Consider the following 13,013-nt stretch of genomic DNA (forward strand, 5'->3'; position numbering starts at 1 on the left):
CATTCATATGAATAACCAGTTATTATAATCAACCTGCTGTGTGCACAATAAACTATGGCAACAATAAGTGCAAAAATCTACAAGCATCACAAAAAAGCTGATGGAACCTACAATGTAAAAGTCTGTATCTTCCATAAAGGCCAAAGAAGGTACATTAACACTAATCACTATTTGGTTGGCAAACAGCTAACATCAAAGTTCAAGATAAAGGACAGGTTTATTGCCGACTTGGTTGAAAGCGAGTTGATCGATTACCGAAGAACAGTTAGCGAGCTTGGCAACAAGCTTAGTTCATTTAGCGCTGGAGCATTACGGGATTATATTAGGGATAAAGATGCAGATATCGATTTTATTGCATTTTGCAATGAACATATTCAAAAAACAAAATTGGAAGGTCGAGAAGGTACTGCGCATAATCAAGTAGAATCAAAAATAGTCTTATAGACTACTTTGGACGGCCAACTGTTTCTGTAACAGAGATTAACTCGACCATGTTATATTCTTATGAGTGTTACCTGAAGTCAGAAAGAAAAATGGAAAGGATAAACCAATTAGGGAAAATAGTTGTAATCAATCGGCCAGCTATGAGTGAAATTGGTCTTCACAATCACATGAGAGATCTACGGACATTGTTCAATGAAGCCAGAGATTTTTATAATAATGAAGATTTGGAATTCCATCGAATTAAACATTATCCTTTTAAAAAATATAAACTTGGCCGGGTTCCTTTAACAAAGAAACGAAACAACTCGATTGAGGAGATCTTGCGAATTAGAGATTGCATAACAGAACCAGGAAGTCGGGCAGAACTTGCAAAAGAGCTTTTTATACTTTCTTTTCTTACCTGTGGAATGAATGCGGTAGATTTTTATAATGTAAATAGAAAAAATGTTCGAAATGGACGAATTGAATATAACCGTTCTAAAACCCAAGGTCGAAGAAAAGATAATGCATTTATCAGCATAAAGGTTGTTGAAGAAGCCAAGCCACTTTTGGAAAAATACATTGGGAAGCTATCTGTACGTTATTCTACCTATGGAGCTTTAGATACGGCATTAAGCCAGGGTATGAAACAACTGAGAAAACTCACAGGTATTTCAGTAGTGACGACTTATTGGGCTAGGCATACATTTGCAACTATTGCACGGAACGCCTGTCGTATTAGTAAAGACGATGTTGCACTGGCTCTGAACCATGTTGATGACGAACACCGGACAACAGATATCTATATTGAAAAAGATTGGAGTATTGTTGATGATGTGCAAAAAAAAGTGGTCACTTTGCTAAGACGTTTAGATATAAAATTACTTGCAAAACAAAAAAAAGAGGCATCAATTAGCGATGCTGCGTAAAAGTAATCTGCCTGCCTCTGTAATTGGGCCACGTCGATTGTTAATATTTAAACCTTGAATTAAAAATCATGAAGAATTTAATTTTATTTTTTCTAACGTGCGTCATCGCTACCGGAGCTTTTCTGGCAGGAACGGCAATGTCGAATCCGCTACCTGCTTTTATCGTTGCCTTCGCGGTATGGATGTTGTTTATTTACTATATCAGTAAACGTTGATTCATAGCACAAGTAATCTTGGAGTGGTGCTATTTCTCATTTGATCTGGAAAGACCTACTGCTTTTAGCTATCAGGTAATACTTAGATGGCTAGAATTAATTGTATCTACAATCGCTTTGATCTATCATTTACGAAAGAAAAAAATTTAGAACTATTCTCTTCCTTCCAAGAAAAGCATTTTTCAATCTGGTACCTTTTGAAAGTAACTTCTGGACTATTTATGTAACACCGCTTTACATAATTTTGTATTCACAATTTGTGTGTGAAGATTTAAATCCAACAATTGTTTTAATAAAAATTTCAGAACATACCTCACCCTTTAAATAGTATGAATTGGCTAAATAAGACCCTAACCAGTAGCATTGGAAAAAAAATTGTAATGGCAATTACAGGACTGTTTTTAATCATCTTTCTCATAATACATACCGCAATCAATGGACTTATATTTTACAATGACCACGGAAAAACCTTTACCGCTGTTGCGCACTTTATGGGAAATAATCCCGTAACCAGAACCATAGAGATCTTTCTGATACTAGGTTTTTTGATTCATATATGGCAAGGGCTTTATCTTTGGAATCAGAATCGTAAAGCCCGGCCAATATCATATGCCTATAAAAATGATGCGGCTTCTAGTACCTGGTACAGTAGAAGCATGGCATTGTTAGGAACTTTGATACTTCTTTTTCTTATTATTCATACCTCAGCTTTCTGGATTCCGAATAGAATTAATCAACTCCGTTTCAGCAAGGAACTCCCACTCTACGAGATGATGCTTGAGAAATTTGATAATCCTGTTATGGTTGGAGTTTATCTATTAGGTTGTTTCTCACTATTTTGGCATTTACTACATGGTTTCAAGAGTGCTTTCAGATCAATGGGTTGGAGCCACTTAAAATATAACAAGGCAATTTATATTTCTGGTATTGCTTATTCAATAATTATACCAACCATATTAAGTATGATGCCGTTATCAATATTTTGTGGTTGGATTGGCTAAGGGAATATTGTAAAATTAAAAAATGGGATCAACATAACATGCGTTTGAAGCCAAATACGCCTGAGTGCTGTCAATTTATAAGAATTTCTGTTTTTAAAACATGCATATGATCTGATGTAAACGAAAAGTGTAATAACTAAAATTAACTTTTAGAAATTACTTTTTTGAAGACTTCTATAACATTTTGAAGCTCATTATCAGTGAGTGACGCAAATCCAAATCTAATGTGATTATAGTGCTTGTATGCATCTTTATAATAAGTCGTTCCTGAAATGACAACTCCGGACTTGGCTAATTTTAAGAGAATTTTAGACAAAGGATAACTATCCTCAAATTTCAACCATAGTGCCATCCCACCTAAGGGCTTTCTAAAGGAGATTATATGGCGAAGTTCAGAGTTGATTAGCTTTGAGGTATTCTCGAATCTGTGCTTATAGATTTTTAGGGAACGATTTACATGCCTGCTAAGATCACCACGATCAATTAATGAGGCAAGTGAGGACTCCATAGCAACATCGCCACCAAAATCTATAAGTTTTTGAAGTGTGATCGCTCTTTCAATCAGTTGCGTGCTGGCTACCATGAAACCGATACGTATAGAAGGTGTTAAAATTTTGCTATATGACCCGATATAAATAACCTGACCACTTTTGTCGTTGCTGGCTAATGGTAATATATGCCCTTCCTGATATTGAAAATCGTAGTCATAATCATCTTCAATTACCCATATACGATATCTTTGAATCAATTTGAGTAGTTGAATTCTACGCGAAAAACTTAACGTCACAGTAGTCGGGTGGTGGTGATGCGGAATTAAATACAATAATTTTATATTTTTTTTCCGTAATAAATCCTCGATTCTATCAACGTCTATGCCATCTTCATCGATCGGTAAAAAGTTAATTTTTACTCCAAATTGCCTAAATACGCTATTTGCCATGAAGTAGCCTGGCTCACCTACAACAATTTCATCACCTTCTTTAAGAAGAATAGCAGCAGCGAGGTAGATAGCCATTTGTGCACCTCGTGTAATGAGAATATTTTCTGATCTGGTATTCAGTCCTCTTGTCTTGTTAAGCATATCGGCTGTAGAATATGCTAGTCGTGAGTCGCCCAGTGAATTGGCGAATGATAATTCTTTTACAGATTTCCGGTCTATTATATTTTGATAACCTTTTAAAAGTTCCTTTATCGGCGCTAGTCGTATATCAGGAAAGCCGTCATCTATAAATATAGAGCCAGGGTAAAGCTTTTGAGGTATAAAATTAAAGCCTTTCGGAATGTAAATCGAAGCTTTCTCAGGAATAACTGGATCGGAATAATATTTTATTTCTAATGGGTAAGATCTCGGCTTTGATATTGGTAAATCGCTTCTTACTACAAATCCCTTCCGGTGTATTGCATCTACCCAACCTTGAGCCCTCAATTCATTATATGCCTTCGTGATTGTATTTCGATGAACTTCGATTAAAATAGCCATTTCCCTAGTTGCCGGCAAACTCGATCCTGGTAGTATTTTTCCTTGTCGAATAAGGGTAATTAAATGATTGGCAATGAACTGAAAAATAGGCATATTCTTTCTTTCGCCAAAATTGATGAGTGAACGGAATGGCAACATTTCAATTTGTTAATGACTGATAGCTTCAATTTATATTAAGACAACAGGTGCTTCCTGGCCTCACGGCTTCCAATTTCTATAACGTGCCGGTTTTTTTTTCTGTTATTATTTCATGACAGGAGTAAAAATGCCATCGTACAATCTGTTCATGAATCGCTTAACCTCTGGTGTTGTCTTTTCGATACTTCCTCCATCAATTGGAGGCTTAGGATCATATTCCAAGTCAAGCATGACCGCCTGTGTATACTGATTTCCCATAAGATCATTAACGATAGCAAGTGACATGTCCATTCCTGCCGTTACCCCAGCAGAGGTCCAGTATTTGCCATCGCGTACGTATCGCTCTGGTTTAAAATTAGCACCGTACTTCTTCATTATTTCTTCTGCACGGTACCAATTGGTCGTAACATTCCTACCTTTTAACAGTCCGGTAGCACCCAGTATCCAGCCCCCAGTGCACACACCTCCGGTGTAAACAGAACCTTTATCAATTCGTTTAATCCAATCTAGCAATGACTGATCTTTTGTGTGTAGATAGGTTTCCCTGGCACCTCCCGGAATTACTAAGATGTCTAGGTGGTTTACCTCATCTATAGATTTTTCTACTTTTACCTCCATACCTGTTTGATTTCTCACTAATCCCTTTCGTTTTGAAATAAAAAAAACTTTTGAACCTACTATCTGGGAAAGTATATGATAAGGTCCCATTGCATCCAAGGTGTTAAACCCGTCGTAAATAAATATCCCTATGTTTTTTATAGGAACTTTTGAGCTAAATGTAATTGTTCCTATTTCATTTTCAGGTATGTGGATTGATGTTTGTTTTTGGGCGTATAAGGTTGTCATTCCTAAAACGCAAAGAATTACTAAGCAAGTCTTTATCGATTTCATTTATTTATTAGTTTGTGTGCCTCTATTATTTAGTTTTTTAGTAAACACCCGCTATCGCTCCTGACGATCATCTGGTTTACCCTTGATTAAAATTCCTTTCCTTTACTCGTGCGAGTACAATGTTAAATCCTTCAGGAATGCTATGGTGAGCATTTTGCCCAGTTAAATAGATTTCCGTTAACATCTTGGCTGTTTTATTTTCGACATCTTGAAACCCTCGCTTGGAAAGGAAAACCTCAATTGTTCCACTGTCTATTCCAAAAAGGAAACCTTCCCCTGTCACTTTGGCAGAGCGATGCATCATCTTAACTTCCGGCCGATTGGTGTCTTGTAACATTTCATTATCAAAAAAGTCGAAAATTATGCTGCTGCCTTCCCCTGACCGGTTCGCTATAAATGACAATGTATTATCTACACCCTCATTAGTAAGATAAACAGTTACTCCCTGCCAGATAAAAAAAGTTTTGAGCTGATCATTGTATCCGCTTTCGAGAAGGCGCTCTGCAAGTGACTGGGTATTAAAATCTACAGGAACGTGGAAAATATTCTGTTGTTCTTTTTTAATAACTTTTTTGAGCCGTTTCAATTTGATTTTCAAGGTATCCGGATGGTCTACCTCAAAAATCTTTATCTTTTCAATCCCATCTATTCGATAACCTCTGGTATCAAATCCAGCACCTAATATAACTATCTGGTCAACACCTTCCCTTATGAATCCCTTTAGGCAATCATCAATATACCTATCTCTTACTATCAAAAGTTCAATTAAACCCTGAGCTACCCTGTTGTATATCCCTGAATTGATGAACAGCTTACTTAAAAAGTAAGAAATCTTAGGTATGAATGCTCGTGCGAAAGGATCATAACATATCCGGATGTTTACTGGTTTTTCGGATTCAATGGCCCTAATGAGCGCTACACCTTCAGCTGTTTTGCTAGATTGATTCTTTTTCATGAAAGTTATATTTTTTAAGGATTGCTTGTCGATTAACGAATATTCACGAAACGTTAGAGAAAATGGAATTATTTGGACAGTGACATATCAACTCCGCTAAAGCTTTTTTCGTCGTTGATTTCTTATAGTTGTTTTTTAAGATCAATCAACCGTTTGCTCGCTAAATGTCAATTTGCTTTATCACTAAGCAACATATTCCAATATTCCTAACATATTTTTATTGATTATTGTCAGGAACGAACATATGAGTCGAAATGGCTATCCGGTTCCACAGATTATATGTACCTATAAGCATAATCATCTGTGAAATTTCGTTTTCAGAAAAATATTTTCTCAAATCCTTGTAAGTTTCTTCCGTTAGTCCTTGGATTGAGATTAGGGTTACTTCATCTGCAAGCTTTAAAGCTGCTTTCTCCTTTTCATTAAATAACGGTGATTCTTTCCAAGCGCTCAATGCAAAAATTCTTTGAGGGCGTTCTCCATGTCCTAATGCTGTGCGGGAATGTGTCTCAATGCAGTAGGCGCAGCCGTTTATTTGTGATACTCTTAGTTTAATCAATTCGAAAAGTGATTCTTCGATGTCAGTTTTACTAAGATATTTTTCCAATTCGAACATTGCCTTGTAAGCGTTGGGTTCCAGTTGTTGAATGTTAAATCTTTGCTCCATGTTTTTTAATAAATGATAGTTTATAGAATAATTGATATTATATAGTGCAGATTTTTTCTGCATTCATATTTATTTTAAATTGTTCAGTTCCAATTTCATTTGAATATTGCAGCGTTTATAAGCTGTGTGTTGTTCCACGATTTTCTCAAATCCTAATTTATAATATAAGCTGATTGCCGGTTTTAAAATGGTGTTGCTTTCGAGATATAAAGTTTTTGCTCCAATAGCTTTTGCGGTTTCAATAATTTTGATTCCTAGTAACCAACCAATTTTCTTTCCTCGCGCTTCTGGGGATACAGCCATTTTAGCCATTTCGAAATCATACTCCGAATCTTTCATCTTAATTAAAGCACATACGCCTACAGGTTTATTATTCAAAAGTGCCACCAATATTTTTCCTCCTCTATTAAGTATGAATTCTTGGGGATTCTCTAGAGAATTGTAATCTTCCTGTTCCATTTGAAAATGAGTGCTGATCCATTCCTCATTAATGGCTTTAAACGCAGCGTGATATTTCATCTCGTACGCAACTATTATAATATCCTTTCTTTCAGTCTTTTCTTCCTCCATATTTTTGAATTTTAATATTGCAAATCAAGTCTTTTTTAGAAAATCAGAGAGCTAAAACCAGTGTTTCTAATATTGTAAAGCTCTGCAATATTTTGAGGCAAAAAAATTAATCTAGTTTAAGAAATGAACGGTATCCATGTAATGGATTACGAGAAACACTTTACAGTTGTAAGAGGTCTGGTGCAAAAAAAAATACAATATATGACGAAAATTATTCGATATTTTTTTGACATAATTGTTCAGGACAGCTCTCCGGATCCAGATAGGATTTCTTATTAGAAAAAGAATAAGAGGCGTTCTTTAAGAATCCTCATAAAATCAATAGCTAACGCGTTTGCCTGAATAACAATAAATTAACGGGCTTATTTGCATAAACTTTAAAGCTCTTCACCGATTCTAAATTGCTCTTCATTTTCAGGTATTTCAAAAGAGCTTACAAATTCATTTAGCATGAGATCGGTGATTGGAAAGGCTGAATTAGCGTCAAATCTATTTTTTCTATAGGCTAGCCGCTTTTTTATAATTGAAATGGGGGTATCCATATATATTAGAAACGATTTTCCACCTTCAGATTCAATTATTCTTTTAAATTCATTTCTTTTTTTTCTTTGCCAAAAACTCATATCAACCACTATATTGTCACGGCATTTAAGGTGATCATAAAATCTGTGCAATAGCGATTTGTAAGCCTTAGTCTGAATTGCCCCATAATGATCCTTGGAGTAATCTATCCCGTATCTACCATATTTAGCCCATATTTCTTCATCAATCGATAACCGCATAAAATTATGTTTTTCAAGGATCTGAGAAAAGGTCGTTTTACCAGATCCAGCCAATCCGCACATTATAACCACTTTAAGGTTATGTTTGTCAGAAGTTATAAGCTGCACAGCATCTTGAAGAGAATAAAGTGTTTTCATTTATATGGTTAATTGTCCTATTAAATCAGCTGGTTAAGAAAAGCTGTATTTACAGATTCTTCATCAAAATACCCTTTTGTATCATATTCACGGAGAGCCTTTGCAACATTTTGCATCTTTGTAATAGCATAATTGAGCATTCCTGGCCCTAGGCTGACGCGTTTTATTCCGAGCTGCTCTAACTGTAAAAGATTTGCGAAGGGCTTGATCATTAATACGTTTATCGGTATCGACGTCTCCTTAACCAATGTCTCCAATTCATCCATCCTACTGATTAGTATTGGATAAAAACAATCAGCGCCTGCATCGCCGTAAGCTTTTGCCCTTTTGATAGCTTCTGCAACAGGTTGTTTTATTTGTCTGTTCAAATAAACATCAGTACGGGCGTTAATAACTAGATTGATGCCTTGATCGTTAGCAACCTTCCTTATCATTTCCAAAATCTTACACTGCTCGGCTATTGATTTAAGGCCTTTTCCACCTGCTTCGCTGTCTTCAATGTTAATTCCTATTGCACCTGTATCCATTAGGCGCTTAACATTGTCTTGAAGTTCGCTCAAATTATTTGAATAGCCTCTTTCGAAATCTACACTTACGGGAACTGAAACCGACCTTACAATTTTCGAAACCTGCTGCAACAAAAGTTCAAGAGGAATATGTTGATCATCCGGATACCCATTTGCTGCGGCTAATGCAACACTGGCAGTAGCCAATGAATGAAAGCCAACAGATTCCATCAACTTAGCGCTCATTACATCCCACACATTAGGAAGCATTAAAAGTTTAGGTGAATTATGCTGGTCTCTAAAGTAATTTGCTTTTTCGTACTGTAGCATCTTATAAAATTTATGGATTAATCACTTGCGTTTTCATAATTCTATTCCAACTATTTATTGCCACAGTTGTCATTAGTACATCTGTTGCAACATCTTTCCCTATAATATCAACAATGCCTTCGTAAGGGTCTTGATGAGAATGTATTAGAGTAAGTCTCTCCGCCAATTCTAAAATCGATTTTTCTTCTTGGGTAAACAAAGGGGCTTCTCTCCAAACCGGTAGTGCCGTTAATCGTGACTGGGTTTCACCAATCGAAATTGCCTTTTCGGTATGCATTTTAAGACAATAAAAACAACCATTAATTTGTGATATCCTGATTTTTAATAGTTCAGTTTGTATTGGAGTAATAATTTTAGGCTTTATAGCATTTGCAAAAGCGATTTGGGCATTAAATGCCTCTGGTCTAATTTCTTGTATGTTCATATCCTGAATATTTATGTAAGGCAAATTTAAAGAGCCTTGAACCTAAAAATCCTTAAACAATTTTAAGAAATAAGGGATTATGATTTTTTCGCTCGTATCATACTTATAAATTCTGGGGTTAGTCCCAAATAGGAAGCTAGCATATATTGAGGGATGCGTTGTACAAAAGAAGGAAAGAGTTTTGTGAAGTGGTAGTACCTTTCTGAACCTTGATAACAAAAAATGTGGTTAATCCTCCATAATGAGGCATTATAGGCTCTGTGAAAGATTATTCTAAAATAGTGTTCTAATGCCGGTATTCGAGAACCTAATAAGTTCCAACTATCTCTTGATATAACAATTAGCGTAGTTTCTTCAATTGCGTCAATATAGAAATTTGGGGTGCCATTCAGAGAAATTGATCTGGGGTCGAACATCCACCAGTTTTCGATTGCAAATTGAATTGTACGCTCTTTGCATTCTTCGTCTTTACTATATAACCGAAGACAACCTTCAATAACAAAATAGTTTTCGGAAAAGGTATCTGTTGGATGGTAAATCTTTTTCTTCTTACCTACTTTTCTAAATACAAGATGTTGCTCTAAAAATTTTATTTCATCAGGAATCAATGGTACATACTTAGAAATATGGTCGACGAGATATGTTATCATTTGGGTTATAGATTATTGGTGAGATTTATTATAAACTCAAAACTAAGATAGAAGTCAGTTTTCAGAGATTCTAACTGCGTTTTTTATTCTGATAATAGCGCCTAGTTTTTTCAATATTTCCGCAAGGTTCCATATTGCACCACTTTTTGCGATGGTTTTTTGTTTGGTCCAAAAATAGCCATGCACATCGTTGGCACTGTTTGATATAATTCAAATTTTGAGTCTTGAATAAATCATATGCTGAAAGAATAAATTTCCAGAGAGGAGCCATTAAATCATCTACTTTCGGCTGAAAGGAAAAAATTAGATTACCGTTTTCAAAAATCAATCTCCTATACTTTAATGCGTCTGAAAATAGGGCGTTGACTTGATCTAAAATCAATTGCTCAGTATTTTTCTGGGGTCTGGCTGCCAAGCCAGCAAAAATATTGTAAAGTAATTTTCTGGCTTCTAAAGTCTTTATCAGTGCTGCTTTTGCCTCTTCAGGGTTAGTTGCGGCCTTCAATGTCAAACAATGTAGATGCTGAGAAGTAAGTAAATCAAGGCGTTCAGATAAAATGAGCAAATCATCATAGCTATGTAACTTCTCAACTACTATGTCTCTTTCCGCGTGGTAACCAGAATTGATAAAATCAAGACAATCTGCCCCTCCGTCAAACGTCATCGTTTTTACTGTTGATAACTTATTCATCTTCAAAAGTAAAAAAAAAATCACACCATTAAAACAATTTTTGATAGTTTAGTATTTTAATTTACACTAGTAAAATTGATTTTAATGGTAAGATTTAAAGTGTCAAATAAGAAGCTATTAGTGATTTGCGCATTTATTGCGATTTACTTTATTTGGGGAACTAGCTATCTAGCGATTTCTTTTGCATTGAAGGGTTTTATGCCTTTTACCATTTCTGCTTTAAGATATCTGGCAGCAGGAATTATACTTTCCGCTTGGATCTGTTACAAAAAAACCAAATTACCGAAACCAAAGGACATAAAAATCTTAATCATTAGCGGAGTATTGATGCTAACTGGTGGCTCAGGATTGGTGGTAGTAGGAGAGCAATATATTAGTTCAGGTGCGGCGGCTGTCATTGTAGCAACAGAACCCTTGTTCTTTCTATTATTAGATAGGAGTCGATGGACATTTTATTTTGCGGATAAGCGTATTATTACAGGTTTAATAATTGGTTTCGTCGGGATCGTTCTATTTACTTATTTTGCGCCAGATAATAAAACCGAAATCCAATCGCACCCCATTTTTGGTGCTGTCATCACTATTCTCAGCGCGATTTCTTGGGTTATTGGCGTATTGTACGCAAATAAAAATTTGTCATCGACCAATTCAACTATGGTAAATAGTGCAGTGCAGCTTATCTCTGGCGGTATTTGCTCATCATTTATAGCTGGTCTTATGGGAGAGTGGCCACATTTGCTTTTACGTCCCATTCCAACCATAGCCTGGATCGGTCTAATTTACCTTGTAATCATGGGATCGCTATTAGCTTATTTATCGTTTAATTATCTCGTTACAGTCCAACCACCTGCTATTGTCAGCACTCACACATATGTTAATCCAATTATTGCTATTCTTATGGGTTGGATGCTGGCATCGGAAAATGTTTCAGTTTGGCAGTTAGCAGCCGTTGTGTTTGTTCTTGGTGGAGTCCTAATTACCCAAATTTTTAAACCTAAATAATGATAAATACTATCAGGATTACTGGATTTTAGTTCCGACAGTTTCTTTTAGGGTCAATTTAATTCTTTCTCTTTCCGGCAAACATTGCCTAAATTCTCCTGGATTAAAATATCAAATGGATTTACTTTAACAGTTAGAAATTATCATGGAAGTTACAAGAAGCCTGATTTAAATCTAATGATAGATATTTGAAGGTTTTAATTGTCAGAAAGGTAAAAATTAATTTATTGGACTAGTTAAGAAACAAAAGCTGGTACTTGATATCAAATTCCAATTCCCCTAGTTTTCCCTTTTGTTGATCGAGTATCTAAAAACGATTCTCAATAGGCACTAACTATAAATTTAATGATAAAAGCAAAATCTGTTGATAGGAAATTGATAATTGAACTATTAGCAAAATCATTTGAACATAATCAAAGCTTAAATTATATCATCATTAATGATGAAAAGAAGCCTGAACGCATTCGCGCCTTAATAGATTATTCCTTCGAGGTATGCTCCTTGTTCGGTGAGACGTGGCTTTCCGATAATAAAAGAGCGTGTGCACTCATCCTATATCCCCATTTGAAGAAAACCACTTTCCGGTCAATATACCTTGACTTAAAATTGATCTTTACGGCTATTGGAGTGGGTGGAATTATCAAGGCGCTGAAACGCGAGGGTCTTATCAAAGCCAACAAGCCAATATAGCGCTAGGCTATTTCCCTTTTGTATTACTTCCATCTCTTTTAGTACCGTTAGTGATGCTCTCAACATTTGCGGCAATCAGACAGCTTTTAAAAGGAAATAATTAGTCATTCACTTAAAATATAAAAAATGTATTTATAAACTACTTGCTTTTTGGAGTACGGGGGTTCGTTGATTGACTTGAATATTTAAGAAAAGCGAAGTGTTTTGTTTAGCCTTTGATAGAAGCACATCAAAGAAAATTTCATTAATTTCTTTAGCCGTGCCAACAAAAATTGCAATTGGAAGTTTATGGTCAACTTTTAATTCATCATTAAAAACAGTAACAATCATTCGGCTTTCGTCAGTAAATGCAATGTCTATTTTCCACGAATCTGCTTCTGGCAGGTTGTTAATGGATTGAAAAAAATTGGTTCTCATATTTTTAGACTTAAAATTTGTGTGTAGCAAAAGAATAGTTTTCAGATAAACATTAATAAATAATCAATACGTACATCTACACGGAATATTTAAATTATTGATAATCAATATTGA

At 35.4% G+C, this 13,013-nt stretch carries 16 protein-coding genes; 5 read left to right on the plus strand and 11 right to left on the minus strand.

Annotated features, from left to right (window positions below; genetic code table 11):
* The first annotated feature begins 54 nt into the window (after positions 1-54).
* The 3 genes from ABD692_RS05080 to ABD692_RS05090 all read left to right on the plus strand — a co-directional run bounded on the left by ABD692_RS05080 (position 55) and on the right by ABD692_RS05090 (position 2,568).
* A complete protein-coding gene (locus ABD692_RS05080; RefSeq protein WP_344765518.1) occupies positions 55-444 on the plus strand; it encodes a hypothetical protein in 390 nt (129 codons plus the stop codon).
* Positions 445-533: 89 nt separating this feature from the next.
* The gene (locus ABD692_RS05085; protein ID WP_344765520.1) at positions 534-1,352 is read left to right on the plus strand and encodes a site-specific integrase; all 819 of its coding nucleotides are present in this window, start codon (positions 534-536) and stop codon (positions 1,350-1,352) included.
* 544 nt (positions 1,353-1,896) lie between these two features.
* A complete protein-coding gene (locus ABD692_RS05090; RefSeq protein ID WP_344765522.1) occupies positions 1,897-2,568 on the plus strand; it encodes a succinate dehydrogenase cytochrome b subunit in 672 nt (223 codons plus the stop codon).
* Between the two features lie 142 nt (positions 2,569-2,710).
* Here the strand turns inward: ABD692_RS05090 and ABD692_RS05095 are convergent, their stop codons facing one another.
* From ABD692_RS05095 to ABD692_RS05140, 10 genes are all read right to left on the minus strand, one after another.
* Positions 2,711-4,186 carry an aminotransferase-like domain-containing protein gene (locus ABD692_RS05095; RefSeq protein WP_344765525.1) on the minus strand — a complete coding sequence of 492 codons (1,476 nt, stop codon included), beginning with the start codon at positions 4,184-4,186 and terminating at the stop codon, positions 2,711-2,713.
* Positions 4,187-4,291: 105 nt separating this feature from the next.
* A complete protein-coding gene (locus ABD692_RS05100) occupies positions 4,292-5,077 on the minus strand; it encodes a DJ-1/PfpI family protein (protein ID WP_344765527.1) in 786 nt (261 codons plus the stop codon).
* 76 nt (positions 5,078-5,153) lie between these two features.
* Complete coding sequence (locus ABD692_RS05105) at positions 5,154-6,032, minus strand: SAM-dependent methyltransferase (protein WP_344765530.1); 879 nt, start codon at positions 6,030-6,032, stop codon at positions 5,154-5,156.
* A gap of 217 nt (positions 6,033-6,249) precedes the next feature.
* Entirely contained in the window at positions 6,250-6,762 is a 513-nt protein-coding gene (locus ABD692_RS05110) for a carboxymuconolactone decarboxylase family protein (protein WP_344765534.1), read from the minus strand.
* A 6-nt stretch (positions 6,763-6,768) separates the two neighbouring features.
* Entirely contained in the window at positions 6,769-7,269 is a 501-nt protein-coding gene (locus ABD692_RS05115; protein WP_344765536.1) for a GNAT family N-acetyltransferase, read from the minus strand.
* A gap of 377 nt (positions 7,270-7,646) precedes the next feature.
* A complete protein-coding gene (locus ABD692_RS05120) occupies positions 7,647-8,189 on the minus strand; it encodes a P-loop nucleotide/nucleoside kinase family protein (RefSeq protein WP_344765539.1) in 543 nt (180 codons plus the stop codon).
* Between the two features lie 20 nt (positions 8,190-8,209).
* The gene (locus tag ABD692_RS05125; RefSeq protein ID WP_344765542.1) at positions 8,210-9,025 is read right to left on the minus strand and encodes an isocitrate lyase/PEP mutase family protein; all 816 of its coding nucleotides are present in this window, start codon (positions 9,023-9,025) and stop codon (positions 8,210-8,212) included.
* 10 nt (positions 9,026-9,035) lie between these two features.
* Positions 9,036-9,449 (minus strand): carboxymuconolactone decarboxylase family protein, encoded by a 414-nt coding sequence (locus ABD692_RS05130; RefSeq protein WP_344765544.1) that lies wholly within the window; start codon positions 9,447-9,449, stop codon positions 9,036-9,038.
* A gap of 77 nt (positions 9,450-9,526) precedes the next feature.
* Positions 9,527-10,099, minus strand: coding sequence for a Crp/Fnr family transcriptional regulator (locus ABD692_RS05135; RefSeq protein ID WP_344765547.1), 573 nt, complete (start codon positions 10,097-10,099; stop codon positions 9,527-9,529).
* Between the two features lie 70 nt (positions 10,100-10,169).
* Complete coding sequence (locus tag ABD692_RS05140; protein ID WP_344765548.1) at positions 10,170-10,790, minus strand: CGNR zinc finger domain-containing protein; 621 nt, start codon at positions 10,788-10,790, stop codon at positions 10,170-10,172.
* Between the two features lie 84 nt (positions 10,791-10,874).
* On the opposite strand from ABD692_RS05140, the gene ABD692_RS05145 reads away from it, so the two are divergent.
* Positions 10,875-11,792, plus strand: a complete 918-nt coding sequence (locus ABD692_RS05145; protein ID WP_344765550.1) for an EamA family transporter — start codon at positions 10,875-10,877, stop codon at positions 11,790-11,792.
* A 345-nt stretch (positions 11,793-12,137) separates the two neighbouring features.
* Positions 12,138-12,482: a hypothetical protein gene (locus ABD692_RS05150; RefSeq protein WP_344765552.1), complete on the plus strand. Its 345-nt coding sequence runs from the start codon at positions 12,138-12,140 to the stop codon at positions 12,480-12,482.
* 132 nt (positions 12,483-12,614) lie between these two features.
* On the opposite strand, the gene ABD692_RS05155 is transcribed toward ABD692_RS05150, so the two are convergent.
* On the minus strand, positions 12,615-12,899 hold the full coding sequence (locus ABD692_RS05155; protein WP_344765555.1) for a hypothetical protein: 285 nt from the start codon (positions 12,897-12,899) through the stop codon (positions 12,615-12,617).
* Between the last annotated feature and the right edge of the window lie 114 nt (positions 12,900-13,013).

The organism is Pedobacter ginsengiterrae, assembly GCF_039537385.1.
GTDB classification, from domain to species: Bacteria; Bacteroidota; Bacteroidia; order Sphingobacteriales; family Sphingobacteriaceae; genus Pedobacter; species Pedobacter ginsengiterrae.